At 64.8% G+C, this 26,540-nt stretch carries 25 protein-coding genes; 12 read left to right on the plus strand and 13 right to left on the minus strand.

Annotated elements, in window-relative coordinates; all coding sequences use genetic code 11:
• Positions 1-1,536, plus strand: a complete 1,536-nt coding sequence (gene amt, locus ACFQU0_RS08920; RefSeq protein WP_382199891.1) for an ammonium transporter — start codon at positions 1-3, stop codon at positions 1,534-1,536.
• Positions 1,537-1,796: 260 nt separating this feature from the next.
• Here the strand turns inward: amt and ACFQU0_RS08925 are convergent, their stop codons facing one another.
• Complete coding sequence (locus tag ACFQU0_RS08925) at positions 1,797-2,846, minus strand: extracellular solute-binding protein (protein WP_382199892.1); 1,050 nt, start codon at positions 2,844-2,846, stop codon at positions 1,797-1,799.
• A gap of 62 nt (positions 2,847-2,908) precedes the next feature.
• On the opposite strand from ACFQU0_RS08925, the gene ACFQU0_RS08930 reads away from it, so the two are divergent.
• Entirely contained in the window at positions 2,909-3,844 is a 936-nt protein-coding gene (locus ACFQU0_RS08930; RefSeq protein ID WP_382199894.1) for a patatin-like phospholipase family protein, read from the plus strand.
• 23 nt (positions 3,845-3,867) lie between these two features.
• The gene (locus tag ACFQU0_RS08935; RefSeq protein ID WP_382199896.1) at positions 3,868-4,626 is read left to right on the plus strand and encodes a sulfite exporter TauE/SafE family protein; all 759 of its coding nucleotides are present in this window, start codon (positions 3,868-3,870) and stop codon (positions 4,624-4,626) included.
• A gap of 9 nt (positions 4,627-4,635) precedes the next feature.
• On the opposite strand, the gene ACFQU0_RS08940 is transcribed toward ACFQU0_RS08935, so the two are convergent.
• The 5 genes from ACFQU0_RS08940 to gudD are packed head-to-tail and all read right to left on the minus strand — an operon-like array spanning position 4,636 to position 11,318.
• Complete coding sequence (locus ACFQU0_RS08940; RefSeq protein ID WP_382199898.1) at positions 4,636-7,056, minus strand: glycoside hydrolase family 31 protein; 2,421 nt, start codon at positions 7,054-7,056, stop codon at positions 4,636-4,638.
• Between the two features lie 11 nt (positions 7,057-7,067).
• Complete coding sequence (locus ACFQU0_RS08945; protein ID WP_382199900.1) at positions 7,068-8,375, minus strand: TRAP transporter large permease; 1,308 nt, start codon at positions 8,373-8,375, stop codon at positions 7,068-7,070.
• Complete coding sequence (locus ACFQU0_RS08950) at positions 8,372-8,902, minus strand: TRAP transporter small permease (RefSeq protein WP_382199901.1); 531 nt, start codon at positions 8,900-8,902, stop codon at positions 8,372-8,374. Before ACFQU0_RS08950 ends, ACFQU0_RS08945 begins: the two co-directional genes overlap by 4 nt.
• Before the next feature lie 60 nt (positions 8,903-8,962).
• On the minus strand, positions 8,963-9,937 hold the full coding sequence (locus tag ACFQU0_RS08955) for a TRAP transporter substrate-binding protein (protein WP_382199902.1): 975 nt from the start codon (positions 9,935-9,937) through the stop codon (positions 8,963-8,965).
• A gap of 37 nt (positions 9,938-9,974) precedes the next feature.
• Entirely contained in the window at positions 9,975-11,318 is a 1,344-nt protein-coding gene (gene gudD, locus ACFQU0_RS08960) for a glucarate dehydratase (protein ID WP_382199903.1), read from the minus strand.
• 136 nt (positions 11,319-11,454) lie between these two features.
• Here gudD and ACFQU0_RS08965 point away from each other — a divergent pair, with 136 nt between their 5' ends.
• Positions 11,455-12,450, plus strand: a complete 996-nt coding sequence (locus ACFQU0_RS08965) for a LacI family DNA-binding transcriptional regulator (protein WP_382199905.1) — start codon at positions 11,455-11,457, stop codon at positions 12,448-12,450.
• A gap of 3 nt (positions 12,451-12,453) precedes the next feature.
• Here the strand turns inward: ACFQU0_RS08965 and mrdA are convergent, their stop codons facing one another.
• The 4 genes from mrdA to ACFQU0_RS08985 all read right to left on the minus strand — a co-directional run bounded on the left by mrdA (position 12,454) and on the right by ACFQU0_RS08985 (position 17,004).
• Entirely contained in the window at positions 12,454-14,406 is a 1,953-nt protein-coding gene (mrdA, locus tag ACFQU0_RS08970; protein ID WP_382199907.1) for a penicillin-binding protein 2, read from the minus strand.
• A 109-nt stretch (positions 14,407-14,515) separates the two neighbouring features.
• Positions 14,516-15,046, minus strand: coding sequence for a rod shape-determining protein MreD (mreD, locus tag ACFQU0_RS08975; RefSeq protein WP_382199909.1), 531 nt, complete (start codon positions 15,044-15,046; stop codon positions 14,516-14,518).
• Positions 15,043-15,942, minus strand: a complete 900-nt coding sequence (mreC, locus tag ACFQU0_RS08980) for a rod shape-determining protein MreC (RefSeq protein WP_382199911.1) — start codon at positions 15,940-15,942, stop codon at positions 15,043-15,045. Before mreC ends, mreD begins: the two co-directional genes overlap by 4 nt.
• Before the next feature lie 15 nt (positions 15,943-15,957).
• Entirely contained in the window at positions 15,958-17,004 is a 1,047-nt protein-coding gene (locus tag ACFQU0_RS08985) for a rod shape-determining protein (RefSeq protein ID WP_382199913.1), read from the minus strand.
• Positions 17,005-17,257: 253 nt separating this feature from the next.
• Here ACFQU0_RS08985 and gatC point away from each other — a divergent pair, with 253 nt between their 5' ends.
• From gatC to gatB, 3 genes are read left to right on the plus strand one after another with little or no spacing between them, the layout of a single operon-like run.
• Complete coding sequence (gene gatC / locus ACFQU0_RS08990) at positions 17,258-17,557, plus strand: Asp-tRNA(Asn)/Glu-tRNA(Gln) amidotransferase subunit GatC (RefSeq protein WP_382199915.1); 300 nt, start codon at positions 17,258-17,260, stop codon at positions 17,555-17,557.
• Entirely contained in the window at positions 17,554-19,053 is a 1,500-nt protein-coding gene (gatA, locus tag ACFQU0_RS08995; protein ID WP_382199916.1) for an Asp-tRNA(Asn)/Glu-tRNA(Gln) amidotransferase subunit GatA, read from the plus strand. The genes gatC and gatA overlap by 4 nt, the downstream gene beginning before the upstream one ends.
• The gene (gene gatB / locus ACFQU0_RS09000) at positions 19,050-20,507 is read left to right on the plus strand and encodes an Asp-tRNA(Asn)/Glu-tRNA(Gln) amidotransferase subunit GatB (protein ID WP_382199918.1); all 1,458 of its coding nucleotides are present in this window, start codon (positions 19,050-19,052) and stop codon (positions 20,505-20,507) included. Before gatA ends, gatB begins: the two co-directional genes overlap by 4 nt.
• Before the next feature lie 22 nt (positions 20,508-20,529).
• Here the strand turns inward: gatB and ACFQU0_RS09005 are convergent, their stop codons facing one another.
• On the minus strand, positions 20,530-21,183 hold the full coding sequence (locus ACFQU0_RS09005) for a DUF4124 domain-containing protein (protein ID WP_382199919.1): 654 nt from the start codon (positions 21,181-21,183) through the stop codon (positions 20,530-20,532).
• A 16-nt stretch (positions 21,184-21,199) separates the two neighbouring features.
• Positions 21,200-21,898 carry an orotate phosphoribosyltransferase gene (pyrE, locus tag ACFQU0_RS09010; RefSeq protein ID WP_382199921.1) on the minus strand — a complete coding sequence of 233 codons (699 nt, stop codon included), beginning with the start codon at positions 21,896-21,898 and terminating at the stop codon, positions 21,200-21,202.
• Positions 21,899-21,908: 10 nt separating this feature from the next.
• On the opposite strand from pyrE, the gene ACFQU0_RS09015 reads away from it, so the two are divergent.
• The 4 genes from ACFQU0_RS09015 (at position 21,909) to ACFQU0_RS09030 (ending at position 24,195) form a co-directional block, all read left to right on the plus strand.
• Positions 21,909-22,700 (plus strand): exodeoxyribonuclease III, encoded by a 792-nt coding sequence (locus tag ACFQU0_RS09015; protein WP_382199923.1) that lies wholly within the window; start codon positions 21,909-21,911, stop codon positions 22,698-22,700.
• Between the two features lie 107 nt (positions 22,701-22,807).
• The gene (locus ACFQU0_RS09020) at positions 22,808-23,212 is read left to right on the plus strand and encodes a DUF3597 domain-containing protein (protein WP_382199925.1); all 405 of its coding nucleotides are present in this window, start codon (positions 22,808-22,810) and stop codon (positions 23,210-23,212) included.
• Between the two features lie 59 nt (positions 23,213-23,271).
• A complete protein-coding gene (locus tag ACFQU0_RS09025) occupies positions 23,272-23,475 on the plus strand; it encodes a YjfB family protein (protein ID WP_382199927.1) in 204 nt (67 codons plus the stop codon).
• Between the two features lie 81 nt (positions 23,476-23,556).
• Positions 23,557-24,195, plus strand: coding sequence for an MBL fold metallo-hydrolase (locus tag ACFQU0_RS09030; protein WP_382199929.1), 639 nt, complete (start codon positions 23,557-23,559; stop codon positions 24,193-24,195).
• Here the strand turns inward: ACFQU0_RS09030 and ACFQU0_RS09035 are convergent, their stop codons facing one another.
• Positions 24,196-25,080: a M48 family metallopeptidase gene (locus ACFQU0_RS09035; protein ID WP_382199931.1), complete on the minus strand. Its 885-nt coding sequence runs from the start codon at positions 25,078-25,080 to the stop codon at positions 24,196-24,198.
• Positions 25,081-25,201: 121 nt separating this feature from the next.
• Here ACFQU0_RS09035 and ACFQU0_RS09040 point away from each other — a divergent pair, with 121 nt between their 5' ends.
• On the plus strand, positions 25,202-26,494 hold the full coding sequence (locus ACFQU0_RS09040) for an AmpG family muropeptide MFS transporter (protein WP_382199933.1): 1,293 nt from the start codon (positions 25,202-25,204) through the stop codon (positions 26,492-26,494).
• Positions 26,495-26,540: the final 46 nt, after the last annotated feature.

The following is a 26,540-nucleotide window of genomic DNA, read 5'->3' on the forward strand; positions in this document are numbered from 1 at the left end:
ATGAAAAAACTGATCACTGGCCTGTTCCTGGGCCTGAGTCTGACCTTCGGCGGGTTCACCGCCATGGCCCAGACCGCTGCGCCTGCCGCCACCGAGGCGCCTGCTGCTGCGGCCGCCCCGGCGGCGCCAGCCGCAGACGCCGCACCGGCCGCTGCGCCTGCCGCTGCGGCACCCGCTGCCGCCGAAGCGGCTCCGGCGCCCGTCCCCAACAAGGGTGACACCGCCTGGATGATGGTCGCCACCTTGCTCGTCATCCTGATGACGGTGCCTGGCCTGGCCTTGTTCTACGGCGGCCTGGTCCGCAGCAAGAACATGCTGTCGGTGCTCATGCAAGTCATGGTCACTTTCTCGTTGATCTCGGTGCTGTGGTTCGTGTATGGCTACAGCCTCGCGTTCACCGAGGGCAACGCCTTCATCGGTGGTTTTGACCGGCTGTTCATGAACGGCATCTGGGACAACGCGGCGGGCACATTTGCCAACGCGGCGACCTTCAGCAAGGGCGTGGTGATTCCTGAGATCAGCTTCGCGGCCTTCCAGGCCACGTTCGCCGGCATCACCTGCGCGCTGATCGTGGGCGCCTTTGCCGAGCGCATCAAGTTCTCGGCCGTGCTGTTGTTCATGGTGATTTGGTTCACCTTCAGCTACCTGCCGATTGCCCACATGGTGTGGTTCTGGATGGGCCCGGACGCCTACAGCTCGGCCGAAGTGGCCGCCGAGATGACCGGCAAGGCCGGCCTGATCTGGCAACACGGCGCGCTGGACTTCGCCGGCGGCACCGTGGTGCACATCAACGCCGCTGTGGCCGGCCTGGTGGGTGCCTACATGGTGGGCAAGCGCATCGGCTACGGCAAGGAAGCCATGGCCCCGCACAGCCTGACGCTGACCATGGTGGGCGCCTCGCTGCTGTGGGTGGGCTGGTTTGGCTTCAACGCCGGCTCCGCCCTGGAAGCCAACGGCTTTGCCGCCCTGGCCTTCATCAACACCTTTGCCGCCACCGCTGCCGCCGTGCTGGCCTGGTGCGTGGGTGAAGCCATGCACAAGGGCAAGGCGTCGATGCTGGGTGCCGCCTCTGGTGCCGTGGCCGGCCTCGTGGCCATCACGCCGGCTGCCGGCAACGTGGGCATCGGTGGCGCGCTGGTGATCGGCTTCATCGCTGGCTTCGCCTGCCTGTGGGGTGTGACTGGTCTCAAGCGCATGCTGGGTGCCGACGACACGCTGGACGTGTTCGGTGTGCACGGCGTGGGCGGCATTGTGGGTGCCTTGCTGACGGGCGTGTTCAACAGCCCCGCACTGGGTGGCCCTGGCTTCGTGGCCGACTGGGTCACCGCCACCATGGTGACTGCTGCCGACTACTCCATCGCTTCGCAAGTCTGGATCCAGCTCAAGGGCGTGCTGATCACCATCGTGTGGTCGGGCGTGGTGTCCTTCGTGGCCTACAAGATCGTTGACATGGTGATTGGTCTGCGTGTCAGCGAGGAAGACGAGCGCGAAGGTCTGGACATCCGCTCGCACGGCGAAACCGCCTACAACCGTTGAACCACACGGCGGGCCCGCGAGGGCCTGCCGTCACTGAGCCGTCAGAGAGATCATCTCCAAAAGATGTTTGGCCCGACCAGCGCAAGCGGTCGGGTCTTTTTCTGTCGTCTTGGTTTTACCCACAAAAAAACCGGCATGGGCCGGTTTTTTTTGTGGAGGATATTGCCGGGGGACACCGCCGGGCCGGCTTTGCCGGACGGCTGGTGTCGCCCCTTGAGGGGGATGCGGCCACGCGAAGCGGGCAAGCAACGGGGTGGTCTTTACTTGTAGCCGACCCGATCCAGCATCTGTTGCACCTTGGGCAGGTTCTTGGCCACCACGGTGAGCGAAACGTTGTCGCCTTTGAAGTTCTCGCCGCCCATGGCCTTGATGGCGGGGTTGTCCGACTTGACGCCTTTGGCCACTGGAAACTCGTTGTTGCCGTCGGCAAAGTAGGCCTGTGCCGACGGGCTGGCCAGGTACTCCATGAACGCGATGGCGTTGGCGCGGTTCTTGGCGTGTTTGGCCACCGCAGCGCCTGCAATGTTGACGTGGGTGCCCGAGGTGCCCTGGTTGGGGAAGACCACGCGCACTTTTTCCATCACCGCGCGGTCTTCGGGTTTGCTGGACTTGATCAGGCGCGCCACGTAGTAGGAGTTGGTCACTGCAACCCCACATTCACCCGAGGCCACGGCCTTGACCTGGTCGGTGTCGCCACCTTTGGGGTCGCGCGCCATGTTGGCCACCAAACCCTTGAGCCAGGCTTCGCCCTGGGCGTCGCCTAGACGCTCGACCACGGTGGCAAACAGCGACAGGTTGTACGGGTGCGAACCGGCGCGGGTGCAGACCAGGCCCTTGAGCTTGGGGTCGGCCAGTTGCTCGTAGGTGGCCACGTCGGCGGCCTTGACCCGCAGCGGGTCGTAAACGACCACACGGGCGCGTGTCGAGAAGCCGGTCCAGGTCACGCCGTCGGCCGTGCGCGCAGCGCGCAGGTGGGCGGGAATGGCGTCGTCCAGCACTTTGGACTGGATGGGCTGGAACAGCCCCTGGCTGTCGGCCGACGCCATGCGGGCGGCATCCACCAGCAGCACCACATCGGCCGGCGAAGACGCGCCCTCGGCCTTGAGTCGGTTCACAATGCCGGCGTCATCGCCATCCACGCGGTTGATCTTGATGCCGGTGGCCTTGGTGAAGGCTTCGTACATCGTCTCGTCGGTCTGGTAATGACGCGCCGAGTACAGGTTGAGCACTTTGTCTTGCGCCAGCACCGGCGCAGACAGGGCCACAAGCGCAGCAGCAAACACGAGGGTGGGGCGGACATTCAGACGCATGATCACTTTCCTGTGGACAGATAAAATCAGCGGCATATTAACACTAACGCGAATCATTCTTAATGAAGATCAATGTTCGGGATGGGCTGTGGCGTATGGGCATGCTGCTGGGGCTGCTGGGGCTGGTGGTGCTGGCGGCGTGCACCACGCCGCCGCAGCCGCCCACCCCACCTGAGCCCACACCGGCGCCTGTGACGCAACCTGCGCCCACGCGGCCGCTGCGCGTGGGCCTGGCCCTGGGAGGCGGCGCGGCACGTGGGTTTGCGCACATTGGGGTCATCCAGGTGCTGGAGCGCAACGGCATTCGCCCTGCGATGGTGGCCGGCACCTCGGCGGGCAGCCTGGTGGCGGTCTTGTACGCCAGTGGTAAAAACGGCGCGGAATTGGAGCGGGCCGCTTTGTCGATGGAGGAGGCGGCCATCACCGACTGGACCTTGCCCTTGTTCAGCCGTGGCATGTTGCGTGGCGACGCGCTGGCGCGCTACGTGAACCAGCAGGTGGGAGGCAAGCTGCTGGAGCAGATGGTGCTGCCCGTGGGCGTGGTGGCCACCGAACTGCAGCGCGGCGAAGGTGTGGTCTTCCGGCGTGGCGACACCGGCACGGCGGTGCGCGCTTCCAGCGCCGTGCCCGGGGTGTTCGTGCCGGTGGACATCAGTGGCCGCGAGTACGTGGACGGTGGCCTGGTGGCACCCGTGCCGGTGCGCCAGGCGCGTCAGATGGGGGCCGAGCTGGTGATCGCGGTGGACATTTCCAGCGCGCCCGAGGGCAATCCCACCAACGACACCTTCCGCATGCTGCTGCAGACCTTTGCCATCATGGGCCAGAGCATCAACCGGCTGGAGCTGGGCAGCGCCGATCTGGTGGTTCGGCCCGCGCTGGCCGGCGTCGGCAGCGCCGACTTTGCGTCGCGCCAGCGTTCCATTGAAGCGGGGCGTGCCGCCATGACGGCCGCCTTGCCGCGCCTCAAGGCCCTGCTGGAGCGCCGCGTGCCCCTGTGACAGTGGGTGCGACAATCCTTCCCATGGAATGGATTGTGGTGACGCTGGCCTCGGGTCTGGCTGGTTTTGTGGATTCGATTGTGGGAGGCGGCGGCCTGGTGCTGGTGCCAGCGCTGTTCGCCACCTTTCCTGCGGCTCATCCGGCCACGCTGTTTGGTACCAACAAAGGCGCTTCGGTGTGGGGCACCGCAGCGGCCACCTGGCAATACGCCAACCGGGTGGACCTGCGCTGGCGCGCCTTGCTGCCCGCGGTGGCCGTGTGTTTTGCCGGCTCGCTTGCCGGGGCCTGGACAGTCACGGTCATATCGCCCGAGTTCCTGCGCAAGGTGCTGCCCGCGATTTTGGTGCTGGTGCTGATCTACACCCTGCTCAAAAAAGAACTGGGGCGCCACCACACGCCGCGTTTTGTGGGTGCCCGCGAGGCCCTGGCGGCCAGCACGCTGGGGCTGGTCATCGGCTTCTACGACGGCTTTTTTGGCCCCGGCACCGGTAGCTTCTTCGTCTTCCTGTTTGTGCGCTGGCTGGGCTACGACTTTTTGAACGCCAGCGCATCGGCCAAACTGCTCAACACCGCCAGCAACGCCTCGGCCCTGATGTTGTTTGCGTGGAAGGGCCACGTGTGGTGGCACTTTGCGTTGGTGATGGCGGTGGCCAATGTGCTGGGCAGCGTGCTCGGCACACGCCTGGCGCTCAAACACGGCGCGGGTTTTGTGCGCGGCGTGTTCATTGTGGTGGTCAGCGCACTCATCCTCAAGACCGGGTTTGACGCCTACCTGCGCTGATTGCTTCAATCATTGGACAACGCGGATGTCCAAACGGCGCCACTGGTCGGTGTCGTGTTGCTCGCTCTGCAGGCATGCCCCTACCAGTTCAACGGGGCGGTTTTCGTCCGGCGGTAGCCACAGGGACAGCGTGTGTTGTGTGGGGGGCAGTGGGCCAAGGCGATGGACCTCGATGCGCAGGCATTGTGTTTGGCTGCTGACCCGCACCCGCCAGTGACCGTGTTGCCCAGCAAGAGCAGCGTTGCTAAGGCCATCGTCTTCGAAGCAGAATGATTCGAAATCACCGATGTGCTGAAACGGAAAGACTCGGAAACCACGCTCGTCCTCGGTGCGGCGAAAGCCCGCTTGTGCCGTGTTGAGTGGAATCGCGCAGCCCTCCCGTGCCAACAAAGGCGGGGGTCCATCGAGTGGGGCGGCCAAAGTGATCCACTGACCGGCGGTGTGGAGCGCGCCGCTGCGCCAGTCGTACCAGCCGCCTTGGCCCGGCAGCCAGACGCGGCGCTCGCGCTGTCCCGGCTCCACCACGGCTGCTACCAGCAGGTCTGGCCCCAACAGCATGTCATCGTTCTCTTCGTCGCATTGCGCGTCGGCTGGAAAATCGTGCCAGGTTGGCCGGATCATTGGCTCATAGGCGCTGTGGTAGCGCCACAGCAGGTGGTAGAGGTAGGGCATCAGGCGGCAGCGAAACTGCATCAGCCCACGCACTGCCGGTGTGGTTTGTGGGTACATCCAGGGTTCGTTGACGCTGCCGTCATCGTTCCATGAGTGGATAGAAAAACGCGGCATGAATATGCCGAACTGCACCCATCGCAGCCACAGCTCCGGATCGGGCGCTGGGCCGGAAAACCCCCCGACATCGTGTCCGGTGTGGGAGATGCCTGATATCGCCAGGCCCAGACCCATGCGTATGTTGTAGCGCAGTGTTTCCCAAGAGGTGCGGTTGTCGCCCGACCAAGTCTGCACATAGCGCTGCATGCCTGGCATGCCCGAGCGCGACACCAGCCATGGCCGCTCATCCGGCGAAAACGCCGCCTGCGCCGAATGCGAGGCCTGCATCATCAGCAGCGTTTGCAAGGGCCGCGCCTCGCGTGCGGCGCGAGGCTGACCGAAGCCATGGATGCGTGCCTGGGCGCTCCAGATTTCGTACTCGTTGTTGTCGTTCCAAGTGGCGGCTACGCCCATCTCCAGCAGGCTTTCTGTCACGCAGGCCTTCCACCAGGTGATGGTGGCGGGCTGGGTGAAGTCCAGGTATGCGCCGGAGTCGTCCCAGAACTGTGTGGCCGTGGGCTGGCCGTCCGGGTCCTGCACCAGCAGCCCGGCCTGGGACGCTTCGGCAAAACGCGGATGGTCCCGCAGCAACGCCGGTTTGATGTTGGCGCACAGCTGCACGCCGTGATCGCGCCAGCGCTGCACGAAGCCTGCGGGGTCGGGAAACTTTTCGCGGTTCCAATGGAAGACGTAGCGCTTTTTCCCAATCGAGGTGTAGCCTGAGGACAGGTGGAAGGAGTCGCAGGGGATGTCGTGTTCGGCGCAGCGCTGCAGGAAGTCGTCCATGCGCGCGTGCGCATCCGGCGCGTCGGTGTAGCCCATGGTGGAGCCCGAGTACCCCAGGGCATGACGCGGCGCAAAGGCGGGCCGCCCGGTCAGCCAGGTGTAGCGGCGCGTGATATCGGCTGGCTGCGCACCTGCAATGAAGTACAGATCCAGGTCACCGTGTTCGGCGACGAAGTGCCGGTAGGGGCCGTGGTAGTTGTCCATCTCACGTCCCATGTCGAACACACATTCGGCCAGTGTGTCGTAGAACAGGCCGTGGCTGGCGCAGGCCTCGCCTTGGCTGCGGGTGATATAGAAGGGAATGTGCTTGTAGAGTGGGTCCGTGTGGCGTGCGCTGTAGCCCATGGGGTCGAGGTTGCACATGCGGTAGCGCTGGCCTGCGCGGTTGGCTTCGCCCGCACGCTCGCCCAGGCCGTAGTACCGCTCACCTGGCTCGCGCTGCACGTAGTGGTACACACGCTGGTCCCACCAGCCGAAGTTGTAGGCCTGGGTGGCACGATCACGCAACACGGTTTGCCATGAGCCATCGTCGCAACGGGTGTCCCAACTGCAGTGAAGGCCAGCCAGGCGGATACGCAGGCGCACCTGTCGGGTACAGACGCTCAGCTCGCCATCTGCCTGTTCCAGTTCAAAGCGGGGCAGCGCGAAGCCGCTGAGGTCGAAACGGTCACGGCCTTCAGGCGGGAGATCGGTCAGCCCCGGCGCGACGGCCCAGGTGCGTGGCATGTGCACGTGACCACCCGGCAGCACCATCAACCTCACGATGTCGTCTTCGAGCACAAAGACGTGGGCTGTGTGGCCTTCGGGGCTGCTGAGTTTGAGGTGGTTGCCGTGGTGGGCGTGGAGCGAGAAGACGGGAGGTTGGTCGAGCCGCATGAGGGATGATTTCAGCCGGTTTTGCCCAGCAGCAGTTCAGGCAGCCAGAGCGACAAGGCGGGGATAAAAGTGACCAGCCCAAGGGCCAGGATGAGGAAAGCAAACATGGGCAGCAGGGGCCGCGTGAGTGCGGCCAGCGGCACCTTGGCGGTGCGTGCGGCCACAAACAAGGTGCTGCCCACTGGTGGGGTGGCCAAGCCTATGCACAGGTTGAACGTGATGATGATGCCGAAGTGCACCGGCGAGATGCCCAGTTTGACTGCCACCGGCAGAAAAATGGGGGTGAAGATCAGCAGGCCGGGTGTGATGTCCAGGAAGGTGCCCAACAGCAACAGCAACACGTTGAGCAGCAACAGCAACACCCAAGGGTTGGACGACAACTCAATGATGGCGTTGCCCAGAGCCTGCACCGAGCCGGTGCTGGCCAGTAGCCACGACATGGTCATTGACACCCCCACCATCAGCATCACCACGGCGGTGCCCACGGCGGCGTTGAGCATGCCCTTGAGCAGGTTGCCCAAACTCAGGCTGCGGTAGGCCAGGCTCAGCAGCAGGGTGTAGAACGCGGCCACCCCAGCGGCCTCGGTGGCGGTGAAAATGCCCCCGACGATGCCACCCATGACGATAAAAATCATGGCCAGTGCCGGCAGGGCGCGCAGAAAAATTTGCACCGATTCCCCCAGCCCGTAGCGACGCACGTCGCGCGGCAAGTCGCCCCGAGCGGCCAACACGGCCAGCCACAACATGACGGCACCGCCCATCATCAGGCCGGGGATATAACCTGCCACAAACAACACATCGATGGGCGTACCGCCTGAAATCAATGAATAGACGATGAGCGCGCCAGAAGGCGGGATCAACAAGCCGCAGGGCGAGGCTGCCACGTTGGCTGCAGCGCAGATGGGCATGTTGTAGCCTGCCTTGCGTTGCAATGGCGACAGCGTGGCGCCCACGGTGGCCGCGCTGGCCACGGCGGAGCCGGAGATCGCGCCAAACAGCGCATTGGCCACTACTGAGATGTGGGCCAGCGAACCAGGCAGCCAGCCCACCAGCGCTTTGGCCAGGTCAATCAGTCGGTGGGCGATCCCGCCGGTGTTCATGAGGCTGCCGGCCAGGATGAACAATGGAATGGCGACCAAGGTGAAATTGTCCAGACTGGAGGCGATGCGCTGCGCCGAGACGATCAGCGCCGTGTCAATGGTGGGCGTCACCGTCAACAGTGCGATCAGGGTGCCGATGCCAATGCAGAAGCTGACCGGTACGCCGATCAGCAGCAAAACGGTGAAGACGACGCCCAAAATAAGCAGTGCTATGGTCATGCGGCGATCTCCTTTTCGGCGTGGTCGAGTGCGTCCTTCACCTCATCGGGAGCCTTGAAACGCTCGGGGGCGATCAGGATGGCGAGCTGGTAGAAAGTCATGCACAGGCCCGACAGTGGGATGCAGGCGTAGACCCACGACATGGGCACCTCCAGTGTGGCCGACAGTTGTTCGACCTCATGTGCACGCAGTACCAGCTTACCGCCGCCGTAGACGAAAACGGCGACGACAAACAGCAGCACGATCAAGGCCACCATCTGCATGTGGCGCAGCAGTGCAGGGCCGCTGAGCTTGGCTGCCCACATGTCATAGGCCATGTGCTCAAGCTTCCCGCAGGCATAGGCAGTGCCCAGTAGGCTGAGCCAGATGACAGCAAAACGCGACACCTCTTCGGTGAATGTCGATGGGTCGTTGAGCACGTAGCGGGTGAAGACCTGCCACAGCACACAAAATGACAGAACAGCGAAACACAAGACGAGGGCGGCTTGTAGCAGTCGGTCCACGCCTGTGCGCAAGGTGTTGAGCATGGGATTTTCTCCTGTGGCGGCGAGAGACCCGCAGGGCCACCGGCGGGTCTCGTGGTCAGGTCAGCGGGTGGCCTCGATCTGGTCCAGCAGTCCGGCAATCTTGGCGTTCTTGCGCTCGGCGTCCATCATGGGTTGAACCTTGGTCACAAAGGCGGCCTTGGACGGGGTGTTGAACTTCACCCCCATCTTTTCTGCGGCTGTGGTCTCGGCTTTTTCGGCATCGGCCCACAGCTGGCGCTGGTAGACAAAGGACTCTTGGGCCGCTTCACGCAGCGCGTCCTGCACCGGCTTCTTGAGCGAGTCCCACTTGGCGGTGGAGATCACCAGCACGTCCGGCACCATCTGGTGCTCCGTGACGGAGAAGAACTTGCTGACTTCACCGTGACGGCCGCTGGTCAGCGCCGTCACATTGTTTTCCGCACCGTCCACCACGCCCGCCTGCAAGGCCGGGTAGACCTCCCCCCAGGGCATGGGCGTGGGCGATGCGCCCAAGGCCTGAATCATCTTGATGGTGGTGGGGCTTTGTTGCACGCGGATTTTCATGCCCTTGAGGTCGTCAGGACTGGTGATGGGCTTCTTGGCGTAGAAGCTGCGCGCACCCGAGTCATAGAACGCCAGCCCGATGAAGCCACGCGCACGCGAGGAGGCCAGGATGTTCGCACCCACTTGACCGTCCAACACTTTGAAGAAGTGTGTTTTGTCGCGGAACACGAAAGGCAGGTTGAAGACTTTGTACTCAGGCGCGAAGGTTTCGAGCGGCGAGGCACTGGCCTTGGTCATCTCCAGCACGCCGTTCTGCACCTGCTCCAGGGTTTCACGTTCTCCACCCAGGGTACCGTTGGGGAAAATTTTGATCTCGACCTCGCCCTTGGTTTTTTGTTTGGCCAGTTCGGCAAAACGCTCCATGGCCTTGTGTACTGGGTGTGTGTCGTTGAGGCCGTGGGCCAGGCGCAATGTCTCGGCAGCATTGGCAGTATGGCAAACGAGGGCAGCGGCAGCGGCCAAGGCCAGTTGGCGCAGGGTGGTGTGTGTCATGGGGTCTCCTCCTTGTGATGACGTGTGAAAAATCGGTTCAGCGCACCAGGCAAGGCCGTTTGTGGTCGAACGTCCAGCCCGGGATCAGGTACTGCATGGCCATGGCGTCGTCGCGCGCGCCCAGGCCATGTTGTTGGTAGAGCTGGTGGGCCTTCGCGACCTCGGCCATGTCGATCTCTATGCCCAGGCCGGGCCTCTTCGGCACCTTTACGTAGCCACCTTCGATCTTCAGCGGGTCTTTGGTCAGGCGCTGGCCGTCCTGCCAGATCCAGTGGGTGTCGATGGCCGTGACCTTGCCCGGCGCGGCCGCGCCCACGTGGGTGAACATGGCCAGCGAAACGTCGAAGTGGTTGTTGGAGTGTGAGCCCCAGGTCAGGCCCCAGTCGCGGCAGGATTGCGCCACGCGCACGCTGCCCGCCATGGTCCAAAAATGGGGGTCGGCCAGCGGGATGTCCACACTTTGCAGCGCCAGCGAATGGGCCATCTGGCGCCAGTCGGTGGCCACCATGTTGGTGGCCGTGGGCAGGCCGGTGGCGCGGCGGAATTCGGCCATCACCTCGCGACCACTGAAGCCGTCTTCGGCGCCGCACGGGTCTTCAGCGTAGGCCACCACGCCGCGCATCTTCTGGCCCAGCCGGATGGCGTCTTTCAACAGCCAGCCGCCATTGGGGTCCAGGGTGACGCGGGCTTCGGGGAAACGCGCGCGCAGAGCGGTCACGGCCTCGACCTCGGCGTCACCCGCGAGCACCCCGCCCTTGAGCTTGAAGTCCTGGAAGCCGTAGCGTTTTTGCGCCGCCTCGGCCAGGCGCACGATGGCCTCGGGGGTCATCGCGGTTTCGTGGCGCAGGCGGCACCAGTCGTCCGCGTTGTCGGGCTCGCTCGCGTAGGGGAGGTCCGTTTTCAGGCGGTCGCCCACGAAGAACAGGTAGCCCAGCATCAACACCGCGTCGCGTTGCTGGCCCTCGCCCAACAAGGCCGCCACCGGCACGCCCAGGTGCTGGCCCATCAGGTCCAGCAGGGCCGACTCCACGGCCGTGACGGCGTGGATGGTGGTACGCAGGTCGAAGGTCTGCAGGCCACGGCCACCGCTGTCACGGTCGGCGAAGCGCACGCGCATGTCGTTGAGGATGGCTTGCAGCGCACCGATGGACCGGCCTTCGACCACGGCCCGCGCGTCCTCCAGCGTCTGGCGGATCTTCTCGCCACCGGGCACCTCGCCCAGACCGGTGTGCCCGGCGTTGTCGGTGACGATGACGATGTTGCGGGTGAAAAAGGGCGCATGGGCGCCCGAGAGGTTGAGCAGCATGCCGTCCCGGCCGGCGACCGGGATGATGCGCATGGACGAGACCGTCGGGGTGTTTGAGTTGGAGGAAGTTCCCATAATTTGTTATCGATAACAATTTGAGAGATTAACGAAAAATGCCCCATTGAAATCTAGGTAATAACCCGAAAGTTCGCTATCAAAAGTCAAAGATTTCATGGAGGCAAAGCCAAGCTGCCTGTGATATCGTTATCTCATGGTGCAAGCCTTAACTATTCATGACATTGCGCGGTTGGCCGGCGTGTCGTCCATGACGGTTTCGCGGGCCATCAACCAACCCGATCGGGTGTCACAAGCGATGCGTGAGCGGGTGCTGGAGGTCGTGCGGCACACCGGTTTTGTGCCCAATGCCACCGCCGGCAGCCTGCGATCGGCGCGGGCGCGGCTGGTGGCGGCCGTGTTGCCCACCCTGACCGGCCCGGTGTTTCAAGAGATGGTGCGCGCGCTCAATCAGGCATTGGCCGAGCGCGGCTATCAGCTCATGATTGGCCAAGGAGGCTACGGCCCCGACGGCGAAGATGAACTCCTGCACGCCGTTCTGCGTCGGCGGCCCGACGGTATCGTGTTGACCGGTATCCTGCGTTCACCGAACAGCCGCCGCCGTTTGTTGTCTGCGGGCATTCCAGTGGTCGAGACCTGGGATTTGACTGCTTCGCCGCTGGACATGTTGGTGGGCTTCTCCAACGAGCGCATTGGTGAAGCGGTGTGCGCCTACCTGCATCGCAAGGGTTACCGTGTGCCGGCGCTTTTGTGTGGCGACGACGAGCGAGCACAGCGGCGTGCGAAAGGGTTCAAGCACATGGCTCAGTTGTTGGGCTGGGCCGTGTCGGCTCCCGTGCATCTGGTCCCCGCGCCCACCACGCTAGCGCAGGGACGTGCGGGACTGGCGGCTTTGCTTGACGCGCACCCACTCACCGATGCTGTTTTCTGCACCTCAGATATGTTGGCGCTCGGGGTTCTGATTGAGGCGCAGACGCGAGGACTTGCCGTGCCGGACCAACTCGCGGTGGTGGGGCTGGGCGATCTGGATTTCGCCGCCAGCTTGCAACCCGCGCTCACAACGGTACGCATCGATGGCACCCGCATCGGTCAGACGGCGGCGCAGTACATCGTCGATCGCGTAGAGGGGCGATCGGTCGATCAGCCGATTCTCGATATTGGATTCAGCTTGGTCGAGCGTGCAAGCGCCTGAGCATCAGGGCTGCGGACCCAGGCTGATGTCGCTGGCCAGACGCGGTTTGCCGATCGGCGCGGCGGCCTGGCCTTTGCTCACGGCCGCCATGTCCTCTTCGCTGGGGTAGTGGCCCAGCAGCAGGTAGTCGAACACACGGCGCGCCATGGGGGCGGCGTGTGCGGCGCCAAAACCCGCGTTTTCCACCACCACGGCCAGCGCCACCTGCGGCTTGTCCAAGGGGGCAAAGGCCAGGTACAGCGAGTGGTCGCGCTGGTGTTCTTCCATGCGCCGCGCGTCGTACTTGTCTTTCTGGCCGATGGTGACGGCCTGCGCCGTGCCGGTTTTGCCACCGCTGCGGTAGGGCGCACCGGCGAACACGCGGGTCGAGGTGCCGTTGGTGGTCACCCCTTCCATGGCGCGCAGCACGGCCGCGACGTGCTCGGGTTTGTGGTTCAGGTTCTCGGGCGCCTCGGCTGGAAGCGGGATGCGCGTGCGCAGCACCGGGTCTTCGGTGGCCACGGCCAACCGGGGCTTGTGTTTGACACCCTGGTTGGCCAACACCGACATGGCCTGTGTGAGCTGCAGCATGGTGAAGCTGTTGTAGCCCTGGCCAATGCCCAGCGAGATGGTTTCGCCTGCGTACCAGCGTTGCTGTTCCGGCTTCTTGTAGTTGCCTCGTTTCCAGGCTTGGCTGGGCAAGACACCACGCACCTCGCCTTTGAGGTCGATGCCGGTGATTTGCCCCAGGCCCAGGGGCTTCATGAAGTCGTGGATCATGTCCACACCCATGTCGTTGGCCAGCGCGTAGTAGTACACGTTGCTGGACGAGACGATGCTGCGGTGCAGGTCCACCGCACCCAGGCCGTGGTCCCCGTGGCTGCGGAAGCGGTGGTTGCCAAACATCCAGTAGCCGGGGTCGTGGGTGATGCTGGTCGTGGTGCGCTTGCCGGTCTCCAGCGCGGCCAGGGCCATGAAGGGTTTGTAGGTGGAACCGGGCGGGTAGGTGCCGCGCAGGGCGCGGTTGAGCAGGGGTTTGTCCAGCGACTCGTTGAGCAGGCGCCAGTTCTCGACGTCGATGCCTTCGACAAACAGGTTGGGATCGAAGGTTGGCTTGCTCACGAAGGCCAGCACCTCGCCGTTGCGCGGGTCCATGGCGACGAGCGCGCCACGGCGCTGGCCGAACATGTCTTCCACCAGTTTTTGCAGCTTGATGTCCAGCGACAGGATCACGGTTTGCCCGGGCCGCGCCGGGGTGTTGGCCAAGGAGCGCACCGCCCGCCCACCGGCAGACGTCTCCACACGCTCAAAACCGGTCTGGCCGTGCAACTGGCGTTCGTAGCTCTGTTCTATGCCCAGCTTGCCAATGTATTCAGTGCCACGGTAGTTGGCCTGGTCTTCTTCCGGCCAGTCGTCCATGGCTTCTTTTTCACGCTGGTTGATGCGGCCGATGTAGCCCACCACATGGCTGGCCAGGTCGCCCAGCGGGTATTGGCGGAACAACCGTGCCTGCACCTCCACCCCTGGAAAACGGTAGCGCTGCGCCGTGAAGCGCGCCACCTCCTCGTCGGTCAGGCGGGTGCGTATGGGCAGGGAGTCGAAACGTTTGGATTCTTCACGCAGGCGCTGGAAGCGCTTGCGATCACGGGGCTGGATATCCACCACCTGGGCGAGCGCGTCCAGCGTGGCGTCCAGATCGGGCACCCGCGAGGGCGTGATCTCCAGTGTGTAGGCGGAGTAGTTGGTGGCCAGCACCACGCCATTGCGGTCCAGAATCTGACCCCGGTGGGGCACCACGGGCAGCACCGCCGTGCGGTTGGTCTCGGCCTGGGCCAACAACTGGTCGTGCCGCAGCACCTGCAACGTCACCATGCGTGAAACCAGCAGCCCAAAGGCCAGCAGCACAAACAAGCCGGCCACCAGCACCCGCAAGCGAAAGCGCGAGAGCTCGGCTTCGACGTTGCGCAGCTCGGTCATGGTCGAAGATCCATGGCGAGTGTGATTCGCCGCCGGGCCGCCCCAAGGCGAATCAGCCCCCTCGGGGGGCAGCGACCCGCGCAGCGGCGGAGCGTGGGGGCTCTGTCCGTCATAGCGGGCGGTTGTCGTCGGGGTCGTGGGCGCGTCGCTGGGGTGCCAGCAACAACACATTGGCCAGCGGCCAGAGCAGGGTTTCCAGCAAGGGCCCCAGCAGGATGGACCAGCCGGGCAAGCCGTGCCCGGCCATCAGCCGCACCAGCAACTCCAACACCTGTGCTGCGGCAAACAGCGGCAACACCTGCAGTGTCTGCGCGCCCACCGGGAACCACAGCAGCCGCCGGTGCATGGTGACGGCCAGAAAGCTCATGGCCGTGTAGGCCAAGGCGTGCTGGCCCAGGAGCGCGCCCAGGTGCACGTCCATGGCCAAGCCAAAGGCAAAAGCCACGCCCACGCCGATGCGCAGGGGCTGGTGCACGTTCCAGAACACCAGGGCCAGGGCCAGCAGATCGGGCACCCAGGCCGCGCGGCCTGCGGCCCCCATGTTGAGCATCATGTTCAAGCCCAAGGCCGCCAGCAGGCTGCCCCAGATGAACAGTGGGTTCGCCGGCAGCAGCAGCGGTTGGCCGGGGCGCATGATCATGGTCGGCCTCCCTTGGCGGCTGCTGCGCCCGGCTCGGGCGAGGTGGGCGGCAGTTGCAGCACCAGCACATGCACGGCGGCATCCATGTGTGCCACCGGTTCGGCTTCGATGTGGGCAAAGGCGGCGCTGGTTTCACGCTCCACACGGGTGACACGGGCCACCGGCAGGCCAGAGGGGTAGACGCCGTCCACCCCGCTGGTGCTCAGGAGGTCGCCTTCTTCGATGTCGGTGTGGGTGGCAATGAAGCGCAGCTCCAGCCCGCTGGTCCCGGTGCCGGGCATGCCATAGGCCAGGCTGCGCACGCCGGTACGGGTGTTGATCACCGAGATGGCTTGCGAGCGGTCGGTCAGCAGCGTCACTTCCGCGTTCAGGGGGTAGACGCGGGTCACCTGACCGAGCACGCCGAGGCCATCCAGCACCGGCGCACCGGCCGCCACGCCTTGGGCGGTGCCACGGTCGATCATGACTTTGCGGGTGTAGGGATCACCTGCGTCATACAACACCTGTGCGCCTTGCGACGGTGTGGCCAGCCGTTGTTGAATGCCCAGCAATTCGCGCAGGCGCTGGTTCTCCAGCGCCAGCAGTTCCACCTGCGCCGCCCGCATGGCCTGCCGAGCCAAGGCTTCGGTGGCTTCGGTCTGTTTGTTCTGCGCGGCCTGAAGGCTGGTGAAGTAACCCGCCACCAGGCTGGCGCCTTTGACCGGCTGCATCACCAGCCATTGCAGCGGGTAGATGACGGTCGCGACCCCGCTGCGCACCGGTTCGGCGAGTTTGAATCGGGCGTCCACCACCATCAGCGCAATGGCCACCGCGCTGAGCACGGTGAGTTTGGACAGGGCCGACGGGCCCTGCTTGAAGAACGGCGGTGGCGTGCGGTCCAGCGTGCCCAGGGGCATGGCCTCGGACCCCGCTTATTCGCTGGTGAAGATGCTGCCGCCCAGGCGGTCCATGCGCTCCAGCGCCATGCCGCAGCCGCGCACCACACAGGTCAGCGGGTCTTCGGCCACCAGCACCGGCAGGCCGGTTTCTTCGGCCAGCAGGCGGTCGAGGTCGCGCAACATGGCGCCACCACCGGTCAGCATCATGCCGCGCTCGGCGATGTCGGCGCCCAGCTCGGGCGGGGTCTGCTCCAGCGCGGTCTTGACGGCGCTGACGATGTTGTTGAGCGGATCGGTCAACGCTTCGAGGATTTCGTTGCTGCTGATGGTGAAGCTGCGCGGCACACCTTCGGCGAGGTTGCGGCCCTTGACTTCCATTTCCTTGACCTCGGAGCCGGGGAAGGCAGAGCCGATGCTCTTCTTGATGGCTTCGGCCGTGGGTTCTCCGATCAACATGCCGTAGTTGCGGCGGATGTAGGCGATGATGGCTTCGTCGAAACGGTCGCCACCCACGCGCACGCTGCCCTTGTAGACCATGCCGCCCAGCGAGATGACGCCCACTTCCGTGGTGCCACCGCCGATGTCCACCACCATCGAGCCGGAGGCTTCTGACACTGGCAGGCCAGCGCCGATGGCCGCGGCCATGGGTTCTTCGATCAGGTAGACCTCGGAGGCACCGGCGCCCAGGGCGCTTTCGCGGATGGCGCGGCGCTCGACCTGGGTGGAGCCGCAGGGCACGCAGATGATGATGCGCGGGCTCGGCTTGAGCATGGAGCGCGGGTGCACCATCTTGATGAACTGCTTGAGCATCTGCTCCGTCACCGTGAAGTCGGCGATCACGCCGTCTTTCATGGGGCGGATGGCCTCGATGTTGCCGGGCACCTTGCCCAGCATGGCCTTGGCCTCGTGGCCCACGGCCTGGATGGATTTTTTGCCCTGAGGGCCGCCTTCGTGGCGGATGGACACGACCGAGGGCTCGTCCAGCACGATGCCCTTGTGACGCACATAAATCAGGGTGTTGGCCGTGCCGAGGTCAATGGCCAGGTCGGTCGAAAAATGCCGACGGAAAACTTCGAACATGTTGGATAGTCCTGTCGGGGCGGGCCGGCGGCTCGCTGGGACCTCGCCCCGGAGAAAGGGGTTGTGCGGCGGGAGTGCGTAAAGGTTCTGTGGGGCAAAACGGGCCCGATGTGCCGTTGTGTGTCGATCTGACGCACATCTTGGCGGGTTCTGCCGACAAACGCTGGATAATAACGCATCGCCTGTGAAGGAGGCCGCCATTTGGCGACCATTTCACGCACTTTTACATCCGGCTTCCAGGCCGGCTCTGCCCATGTCCCTGCAACTCAACGACATTTCGCGTATCGCGAATCTGGCGCGGCTTTCGCTGTCGCCCGATCAAAGTGAGCGCATGCTCACGCAGCTCAATGGTTTTTTTGACATCGTCGAACAGATGAATGCGGTGGACACCACCGGCGTGGCGCCATTGGCCCACCCCACCGCCGTCATCGACCACGTGGCCCTGCGCCTGCGCGATGACGTCGCCAGCGAACCCAACCAACGCGAAGCCAACCAGAAAAGCGCCCCCGCCGTCGAGCGCGGCCTGTTCCTTGTGCCCAAGGTGATTGAATGAGCGCCCCCGACCTCCATCAGATGGGTGTGGCCGAACTGGCCACCGCCATCGCAGACAAAAAAACCTCGTCCGTCGAAGCTGCGCAGCATTTGCTGGCGCGCGCCAAACAGCACAGCGGCCTGGGCGCCTATTTGGCCTTCAACGAGGACGCGTCCCTGGCCCAGGCCCGCGCGGCCGATGCCCGCATCGCCGCTGGCGAACGCACGCCGCTGCTGGGTGTTCCGCTGGCCCACAAGGACATCTTCGTCACCCGCGATTTCCCCACCACCGCCGGCAGCAAGATGCTGGAGGGCTACCAGAGCCCGTTCGACGCCACCGTGGTGCGCCAGCTGGCCGAGGCCGGCGCGGTGACCCTGGGCAAGCTCAACTGCGACGAGTTCGCCATGGGCTCGGGCAACGACAACTCGGCCTACGGCCCGGCCCACAACCCCTGGGACGTGTCGCGCATTCCCGGCGGCTCCTCGGGCGGCTCGGCCGCCGTGGTGGCCGCGCGCTTGGCACCCGCCGCCACCGGCACCGACACCGGCGGCTCCATCCGCCAACCGGCCGCCTTCTGTGGCATCACCGGCATCAAGCCCACCTACGGGCGCTGCTCGCGCTACGGCATGGTGGCCTTCGCCTCCAGCTTGGACCAGGCCGGCCCCATGGCCCGCAGCGCGGCCGATTGCGCCGCCTTGCTGACCGCCATGGCTGGCCCAGACCTTGACCGTGATTCCACCAGCCTGGACCGCCCTGCCGAGGACTACAGTGCCGGCATGCTCAAACCCCTTGCGGATGCCACCGCCTCGCAGCCGCTCAAAGGCCTGCGCATTGGCTTGCCCAAGGAGTTCTTCGGCGCTGGCTGCGCGCCCGACGTACTGGTCGCTGTGCGCGCTGCGCTCAGCGAATACGAAAAGCTCGGCGCTACCTTGGTGGACATCGCCCTGCCGCGCACCGAGCTGTCCATCCCTGTGTATTACGTCATCGCACCGGCCGAGGCCAGCTCCAACCTGAGCCGTTTCGACGGCGTCAAGTTCGGCCACCGCGCGGCGCAGTACGACGACCTGATCGACATGTACAAGAAGTCGCGCAGCGAGGGCTTTGGGCCCGAGGTGCAGCGCCGCATCATGATCGGCACCTACGTGCTGAGCCACGGCTACTACGACGCCTACTACCTCAAGGCCCAGCAGATCCGCCGCCTGATCGCGCAGGACTTCCAGCAGGCCTTCAGCCAGTGCGACGTGATTGCTGGTCCGGTGGCGCCCACCGTGGCTTGGAAGATTGGCGAGAAGAGCGACGACCCGGTGGCCAACTACCTGGCCGACATCTACACCCTGTCCACCAGCCTGGCCGGTCTGCCCGGTATGAGCGTGCCCGCCGGTTTTGGTGCAGGCAACATGCCCGTGGGCTTGCAGCTCGTGGGCAACTACTTCGACGAGTCGCGCCTGCTGGGCGTGGCCCACGCCTTCCAGCAAGCCACCGATTGGCACACCCGCACCCCCGAGGCCTTCGCATGAGCCAGACGACATCCCTGCTGGTGCACGGCTACGAAGTCGTGATCGGCTTCGAGACCCACGCCCAGCTTTCCACCCAGAGCAAAATTTTCAGCCGCGCGCCTACCGCCTTCGGCGCCGAGCCCAACACCCAGGCCTGCGCGGTGGACCTGGCCTTGCCCGGCACGCTGCCGGTGATGAACAAGGGCGCGGTCGAACGCGCCATCCGCCTGGGCCTGGCCCTGGGTTCGCACATCGCCGAAGAGAGCGTGTTCGCACGCAAGAACTACTTCTACCCCGACCTGCCCAAGGGCTACCAGATCAGCCAGTTCGAGATCCCGGTGGTGCAGGGCGGCGAGGTGAGTTTTTTCCTGGGCGAGGAGAAAAAGACCGTCCGCCTGGTGCGCGCCCACCTCGAAGAAGACGCGGGCAAATCGCTGCACGAGGACTTCATTGGTCAGAGCGGCATCGACCTCAACCGCGCCGGCACGCCGCTGCTGGAGATCGTGACCGAGCCCGACATCCGCTCCAGCGTCGAGGCCGTTGCCTACGCCAAGGAACTGCACAAGATCGTCACCTGGATCGGCATCTGCGACGGCAACATGCAGGAAGGCAGCTTCCGCTGCGACGCCAACGTGTCGGTGCGCAAGCCGGGCCAGCCGCTGGGCACACGCCGCGAGATCAAGAACCTGAATTCCTTCAAGTTCATGCAGCAGGCCATCGACTACGAGGTGCGCTGGCAGATCGAACAGATCGAGGACGGTCACGCCATCCAGCAGGCCACCGTGCTGTTCGACCCCGACACCGGCGAGACCCGCGCCATGCGTACCAAGGAAGACGCGGCCGATTACCGCTACTTCCCCGACCCCGACCTGCCGCCGCTGGTGATTGGCCGCGACTGGGTGGAGCGCGTCAAGGCCGAGATGCCCGAGCTGCCGCGCGCCATGGCCGAGCGTTTTGTGCGCGACTACGGCCTGCCCGAGTACGACGCCACCATGCTGACGCAGAGCACGGCCATGGCCGCGTTTTTTGAAGCTGCTGCCAAAGCCAGCGGCCAGGCGAAGCTGGTCAGCAACTGGCTGATGGGCGAGTTCTCGCGCCGCCTCAATGCCGAGGAGCGCGACATCGCTGCCTCGCCCGTGAGCGCTGCCCAATTGGCCGTCCTGGTGGGGCGCATCGCGGATGGCACCATCAGCAACAATGCGGGCAAGCAGGTGCTGGACGTGTTGTGGGCCGATGCGTCCTCGACCGTGGACGCCGTGATCGAGGCCAAGGGTCTCAAGCAGATGAACGACGCCGGCGCGCTGGAGAAGATCGTCGAAGACGTGATCGCCGCCAACGCCGACAACGTGGCCCAGGTGCGCGCCGGCAAAGACAAGGCCTTCAACGCGCTGGTGGGGCAGGTCATGAAGGCGAGCAAGGGCAAGGCCAACCCGGCCCAGGCCAACGAGCTGATCAAGAAAAAGCTGGGGCTTTGACGGACCCGCCGCCCGCTGTGCTTCAGCGGGTGGTTGGCCCCGCAGCAGACTGCGCCCAGAGCTTGCGCAGTTGCTCCAGTTCCGCATCAAACCGTTCGCTCACCCGTTGGCGTTCTTCGGCTTGCTGCTTCAAGGCGCTTTGTTGGGCGCTGACCAGGTTTTCGTTGTCGTTGAAATTGCGCTTGAGCAGCGGGGGCGTCTTGGCTGGGTCTTTGGCATAAAAGGCCATTTCCTCGTTCAGCTTGGCGCGCTGCTTCACCAGTTCTTCGATGCGGTGGTGGATGGCTGCTTCCACGGCGTCCACCGATTCCAGGGCCTTGACCCGTTCGCGCTGGTGCGCCGCTTCGTTGGGGTAGCGCGAGAGCAGGGCGCGTTCCCGGCGTTTTTCCTCATTCAGTCGGGCATCGCGCTCGGCGTCGGCTTTGCGTTTGGCGTCCTGTGCCGCGCGTTCTTCTGCGGTGGGTTCGGGGGGAATCACGCGCCGCACGCTGCCACTGGGGGACAACTCGCGCTGTTCGCGGTCCATGCAGGCCGCGATGGGGCGGTCGGAGGTGATGCGCCTTCCTTGGGCATCCACACAGGTGAAGATGGCTGCTTGCGCCAGCCCCCCATAACACCAGGCCAGCGCCAGAGCGCAGGCGATTGAGCGGGCTGACGCGCGGGCTTGTGAGGGCATGGTGTGTGTGGTGGGTTTATTGGACGCCGTAGCGTTCCCGGTAGGCACGCACGCGGGCGCCGTGCTGGGCCACTTCGGGATCGTTCTGGCGGGTTTCCAGATACTGCAGCAGGTCGGTCAATTGGGCAATGGCGCACACCTGCAGGCCCAGGGTGTTGCGCACGTATTGCACAGCGCTGTGGGCCAGGTCGCGTTGCACACCGTCGGCACCGATCTCGGTGGCCATTTCCTGGCGGTCCAAGGCAATCGCCACCGCGCTGGCGGTGGCACCTGCCGCGCGTATCAGCGCGATGGATTCGCGCGCGGCCGTGCCCGCACTCATCACATCGTCCACGATCAGCACCCGGCCTTTGAGTGGCGCGCCCACCAGGGTGCCACCTTCGCCGTGGTCCTTGGCTTCCTTGCGGTTGTAGGCAAACGGTACGTTGCGGCCCAGCCGCGCCAGCTCGATGGCCACCGCTGCGCCCAGCGGAATGCCCTTGTAGGCGGGGCCGAAGATCATGTCGAATTCGATCCCGCTGTCCACGATGCGCTTTGCATAGAATGCCGCCAGCCGGCCCAGCTTGGCGCCGTCGTCGAACAGGCCGGCGTTGAAGAAGTAAGGCGACATCCGCCCCGCCTTGGTCTTGAATTCGCCAAAGCGCAGCACGCCCGATTCGACCGAAAATTGCACAAACGCCTGCGCAAGTTCGTCTTGCGTGCCCGAATCCAACATGGGGTTTTCCTTGTTCAAACTCACCAGCCTCAATCTCAACGGCATCCGCTCCGCCGCCACCAAGGGCGTGGAAGACTGGGTGGCCGCCACCGCGCCCGATTGTATTTGTGTGCAGGAGCTCAAGGCGCAAGCGCCGGATGTGGCGGGCCGCTTTGAATCGCTGGCTGGTCTCAAGGGACACTTCCACTTTGCCGAGAAGAAGGGCTATTCGGGTGTGGCCGTCTACAGCCGGCACGAGCCCAGCGATGTCATCGTGGGTTTTGACGGCGGTGAATTCGACGGCGAGGGCCGCTACGTCGAACTGCGTTTTGACACGCCCAGCCAAAAGCGCAGTGTCATCAGCGCCTACTTTCCCAGCGGTTCCTCGGGCGAAGACCGGCAGGCCGCCAAGTTCCGCTTCCTTGACGTGGTCTACCCGCACCTGATGGGGCTGAAGGCCCAGCGTGACTTCATCTTGTGCGGCGATCTCAACATCGCCCACAAGGAACAAGACCTCAAGAACTGGAAAAGCAACCAGAAAAACAGCGGCTTCCTGCCGGAAGAGCGCGCCTGGATGACCCAAACCCTGACCGCAGGTGGTCTGGTGGACGTCTACCGCCAGCTCCACCCCGACACCACCGACGCCTGCTACACGTGGTGGAGCAACCGGGGCCAGGCCTACGCCAAGAACGTGGGCTGGCGGCTGGACTACCACCTGGCATCGCCCGGTTTGGCGGCCTATGCACGCCAGGCCGACATCTACAAAGAGCAGAAGTTTTCCGACCACGCGCCGTTGACCATCGTTTACGAGTTTGGCCTGTGAGGCGGGCCGTTCTGTCACCTGAATGCCGTAGGATGTGATCAGGTCATCGGTGAAGGGACAGGCACTCCCGCCAGCCCTCGTCAGCTGATCGCTTTTGGGAGCACATCATGGGTTTTTTCAGCAACATTCTCGAAAAGCTGGGCATCGGTTCGGCCAACGCAGTGCCTGTGCCAGCGCCGGAACTCGCGCCCGATCTCGCTGCGGCGCCCACTGCGGCAGCGCCTGCGGCCCCCGTGGTCAACGCCATTGCCATGGTGGACGTGGTGGCCCAGCTTGAACAGCGCGCTGCCGCCAATCCACAAAAGCTCAACTGGCGCACTTCCATTGTGGATTTGCTCAAGCTGCTGGACATGGACAGCAGCCTGGCCGCGCGCAAAGCCCTGGCCGAGGAGCTGCACTGCCCGGTGGACAAAATGGCCGACTCGGCGCAGATGAACATGTGGCTGCACAAGAACGTGCTGGGGCACATCGCGGCCAACGGCGGCAACGTGCCGCGCGAGCTGTTGGACTGAATCCCTGCCGCTGGTCGGCCCGGCGCTCAAGTGCCGCGCCGGCCTGCCGATACCACCTCATGGACATTTCACCCACCGCCATGGTCAACGCCGTTGTGGCCACCAAACAGGTCGAGCTGGAACAGCAGGTGCAGGTCAGCGTGCTCAAAACCGCGCTGGACGCCCAGGCCACCGGCGCTCTGGCCTTGTTGCAGGCCATGCCGGCGGTGATGCCGCTGGCGCCCAGCGGTAACCTGGGCACGCAGGTCAACCTCTACGTTTGAGGCTTGTCGCCACCCCGCATGGGCGGGCGGCCTGACCGACAATAGCGCATCCTTGTCACGCGTCTGTTGGATGCCCGTTGCATGCTGCGCTACCACACCGTTCCCGTCACACCCTTTCAGCAAAACGCCTCCATCGTCTGGTGCGATGACACCCGCGAGGCCGCCATCATCGATCCGGGCGGCGATCTGGACCACCTGCTGGCCGAAGCCCAACGGCTGGATGTGAAGCTGGTGCAAATCTGGCTCACCCACGCTCACATCGACCACGCCGGGGGCACCGCCGAGCTGGCCAAACGCCTGAACCTGCCCATCATCGGCCCCCACCCGGGCGACCAGTTCTGGATCGACGGTTTGCCCCAGCAAAGTGTGATGTTTGGGTTCCCGCCAGCGGGACATTTCACGCCCACGCGCTGGCTGGCCGATGGCGACACGGTGCAGATCGGCCACTGCACCCTCAACGTGCGCCACTGCCCGGGTCACACGCCTGGCCACGTGGTGTTCCACTCGCCCGATATTCAGCGAGCCTTTGTGGGCGACGTGTTGTTTGCCGGCAGCATCGGTCGCACCGATTTTCCGCAGGGCGACCACGACACGCTCATTGCCAGCATCACCCAGCGCCTGTGGCCCATGGGCGATGTCACGGTGTTCATCCCCGGTCACGGGCCGGAAAGCACGTTCGGCCGCGAGCGGCGCAGCAACCCTTACGTGCGCGGCACCTGATCAGCCCCCGCGGCGGGCCTGGTTGTACAGCGTTTCGACCTTGGGCACGTTGTCCTGCAGCTCGCGGATGCGCTCGGGGCCGCTGGGGTGGGTGGACAAAAAGCCCGGCCCGCTGCCACCGCCGGCAGCGGTCATTTTCTGCCACAGCGTCACACTGGCCTGGGGTCGGAAGGCGGCGCGCGCGGCGAGTTCCAGTCCCACCAGATCGGCTTCACTTTCGTCTTCGCGGCTGAATTTGAGCGTGAGCAACTGGGTGCCGAGGTTGGCGGCCATGTTGCCCAATTCGCCCAAGCCCAGCAGTTGGGCGCCTATGGACAGGCCCAGGCCGGTGGCCTGGCTTTTGGCGATGCGTTCGCGGGCGTGCTCGCGCAGGGCGTGGGCCATTTCGTGGCCCATGATCATGGCCGCCTCGTCGTCGCTGAGTTTGAGCTGGTCGAGGATGCCGGTGTAGAAGGCGATCTTGCCGCCCGGCATACAAAAGGCGTTGATCTGTTTGCTGCCGATCAGGTTGACTTCCCAGCGCCATTGCCTTGCCCGGTCGTTCCAGGGCACGGTGAATGGGATCAGCTGGTTGGCCATGGCGCGCAGGCGCTGCAACTGAGGGTGGTTGTCGGGCGCCAGCGCACGCTGTGCCTTGGCTTCGGCCAACATCTGCGCGTACTGCTGAGCGGCCGCCGCCTCCAGGCGTTCTGCCGGCACCAGTTTGCGCAGCGACGAGGCTTTGCCCACCTCCACTTGCGCGAGGGCCGCACCCGTGCCACCCAGCGCCGCCGCACCCGCGCTGGCCAGCATGAAGGCCCGCCGAGAGGACCAGCGGTGCCCCGACCGCGTGGCCTCAGCGGGCGGCGGGGAGGCGGAGGTTTTAGCGTCACAAAGCCAGCACATATGCGGGAATAATAAGGAAAAAGGCCATGCCCCTGTGTGGCCTTGCAAACATTGAGGTTTCATGCCCCCTTCCACGGTTTCCGCGTCTGCTGCCCCGCCTGAAACGTCTCCACCGCCCCGCATGAGTTGGCGGCAGGCATGGCGGGTGTACCTGGAGCCGGCCAGTTTGCGCATGCTGGCGCTGGGTTTTTCGGCCGGGCTGCCCCTGCTGCTGGTGCTGGGCACGCTGAGCTTCCGCTTGCGCGAGGCTGGGCTGGACCGCTCCACCATCGGCTACCTGAGCTGGGTGGGCTTGGCTTACGCCTTCAAGTGGTGCTGGGCGCCTTTGGTGGACCGTTTGCCCCTGCCGCTTCTGACCCGGTGGCTCGGCCGGCGCCGCTCCTGGCTGTTGTTGTCGCAATTGGCGATTGCCGCTGGCCTGGTGGGCATGGCACTGTCCGATCCACGCCAGGCCCTGGGCCCCATCGTGTGGTGTGCCCTGATGGTGGCCTTTGCGTCGGCCACGCAGGACATCGCGCTGGACGCCTACCGCATCGAATCGGCCGACGCACAACACCAGGGGGCCTTGGCCGCCACCTACCAGACCGGCTACCGCCTGGCCATGATCTGGGCCGGCGCGGGGGTGTTGTGGCTGGCCGCTCGGGCTGAGCTGGGCGTGGTGTCGGGTTACCAGCAGGCCGCGTGGCAGTGGGCGTACCTGGTGATGGCGGCATCGATGGCGGTAGGGGTGCTCACCGTGTTGTTGTCGACCGAGCCCGCGCACCGTGTGCTGCCGCCCTCACGCAACCTAGCCGAATGGTTGCGGGGTGCCTTGGTTGAACCGTTTGCCGACTTCCTGCGCCGCTACGGCAAACAGGCGGTGCTGGTGCTGGCACTGATCGGCATGTACCGCATCAGCGACGTGGTCATGGGCATCATGGCCAACCCGTTTTATGTGGACATGGGCTACACCAAGGACGAGGTGGCTGCCGTCACCAAGGTCTATGGGGTCATCATGACGCTGGTGGGCGCCTTCCTGGGGGGCGCTTTGGCCATGCGCTGGGGTGTGATGCGCGTGCTGATGCTGGGTGCGGTGCTGAGTGCCTGCAGCAACCTGTTGTTTGCGTGGTTGGGTGGCCATGGCCACGATGTGACGGCGTTGGTGCTGGTGATCTCGGCCGACAACCTGAGCGCTGGTGTGGCCTCGGCCGGCTTCATTGCCTACCTCTCCAGCCTCACCAACGTCAGCTATTCGGCCACGCAATACGCGCTGTTCAGCTCCATGATGCTGCTGGCACCCAAATGGCTGGCCGGGTTTTCCGGCGCCTTTGTGGACGCCCACGGCTACACCAGCTTTTTCATCGGCACCGCTTTGCTGGGCTTGCCGGTGCTGTTGCTCGTGTGGCTGGCGTCTCGGGTCAGCGCACGTGCCTGAACGGGCTTCACCCAATCTTTACGCTGCCGAAAACGCGCTGCCAAAC

Source organism: Hydrogenophaga defluvii (assembly GCF_042665235.1).
Classification (GTDB): Bacteria; Pseudomonadota; Gammaproteobacteria; order Burkholderiales; family Burkholderiaceae_C; genus Hydrogenophaga; species Hydrogenophaga defluvii_A.

Coding starts and splice junctions, on each gene's coding strand:
- amt (WP_382199891.1), top strand. CDS start 1: ATGAAAAAACTGATCACTGGCCTGTTCCTGGGCCTGAGTCTGACCTTC.
- ACFQU0_RS08925 (WP_382199892.1), bottom strand. CDS start 2,846: ATGCGTCTGAATGTCCGCCCCACCCTCGTGTTTGCTGCTGCGCTTGTG.
- ACFQU0_RS08930 (WP_382199894.1), top strand. CDS start 2,909: ATGAAGATCAATGTTCGGGATGGGCTGTGGCGTATGGGCATGCTGCTG.
- ACFQU0_RS08935 (WP_382199896.1), top strand. CDS start 3,868: ATGGAATGGATTGTGGTGACGCTGGCCTCGGGTCTGGCTGGTTTTGTG.
- ACFQU0_RS08940 (WP_382199898.1), bottom strand. CDS start 7,056: ATGCGGCTCGACCAACCTCCCGTCTTCTCGCTCCACGCCCACCACGGC.
- ACFQU0_RS08945 (WP_382199900.1), bottom strand. CDS start 8,375: ATGACCATAGCACTGCTTATTTTGGGCGTCGTCTTCACCGTTTTGCTG.
- ACFQU0_RS08950 (WP_382199901.1), bottom strand. CDS start 8,902: ATGCTCAACACCTTGCGCACAGGCGTGGACCGACTGCTACAAGCCGCC.
- ACFQU0_RS08955 (WP_382199902.1), bottom strand. CDS start 9,937: ATGACACACACCACCCTGCGCCAACTGGCCTTGGCCGCTGCCGCTGCC.
- gudD (WP_382199903.1), bottom strand. CDS start 11,318: ATGGGAACTTCCTCCAACTCAAACACCCCGACGGTCTCGTCCATGCGC.
- ACFQU0_RS08965 (WP_382199905.1), top strand. CDS start 11,455: ATGGTGCAAGCCTTAACTATTCATGACATTGCGCGGTTGGCCGGCGTG.
- mrdA (WP_382199907.1), bottom strand. CDS start 14,406: ATGACCGAGCTGCGCAACGTCGAAGCCGAGCTCTCGCGCTTTCGCTTG.
- mreD (WP_382199909.1), bottom strand. CDS start 15,046: ATGATCATGCGCCCCGGCCAACCGCTGCTGCTGCCGGCGAACCCACTG.
- mreC (WP_382199911.1), bottom strand. CDS start 15,942: ATGCCCCTGGGCACGCTGGACCGCACGCCACCGCCGTTCTTCAAGCAG.
- ACFQU0_RS08985 (WP_382199913.1), bottom strand. CDS start 17,004: ATGTTCGAAGTTTTCCGTCGGCATTTTTCGACCGACCTGGCCATTGAC.
- gatC (WP_382199915.1), top strand. CDS start 17,258: ATGTCCCTGCAACTCAACGACATTTCGCGTATCGCGAATCTGGCGCGG.
- gatA (WP_382199916.1), top strand. CDS start 17,554: ATGAGCGCCCCCGACCTCCATCAGATGGGTGTGGCCGAACTGGCCACC.
- gatB (WP_382199918.1), top strand. CDS start 19,050: ATGAGCCAGACGACATCCCTGCTGGTGCACGGCTACGAAGTCGTGATC.
- ACFQU0_RS09005 (WP_382199919.1), bottom strand. CDS start 21,183: ATGCCCTCACAAGCCCGCGCGTCAGCCCGCTCAATCGCCTGCGCTCTG.
- pyrE (WP_382199921.1), bottom strand. CDS start 21,898: ATGTTGGATTCGGGCACGCAAGACGAACTTGCGCAGGCGTTTGTGCAA.
- ACFQU0_RS09020 (WP_382199925.1), top strand. CDS start 22,808: ATGGGTTTTTTCAGCAACATTCTCGAAAAGCTGGGCATCGGTTCGGCC.
- ACFQU0_RS09025 (WP_382199927.1), top strand. CDS start 23,272: ATGGACATTTCACCCACCGCCATGGTCAACGCCGTTGTGGCCACCAAA.
- ACFQU0_RS09030 (WP_382199929.1), top strand. CDS start 23,557: ATGCTGCGCTACCACACCGTTCCCGTCACACCCTTTCAGCAAAACGCC.
- ACFQU0_RS09035 (WP_382199931.1), bottom strand. CDS start 25,080: ATGTGCTGGCTTTGTGACGCTAAAACCTCCGCCTCCCCGCCGCCCGCT.
- ACFQU0_RS09040 (WP_382199933.1), top strand. CDS start 25,202: ATGAGTTGGCGGCAGGCATGGCGGGTGTACCTGGAGCCGGCCAGTTTG.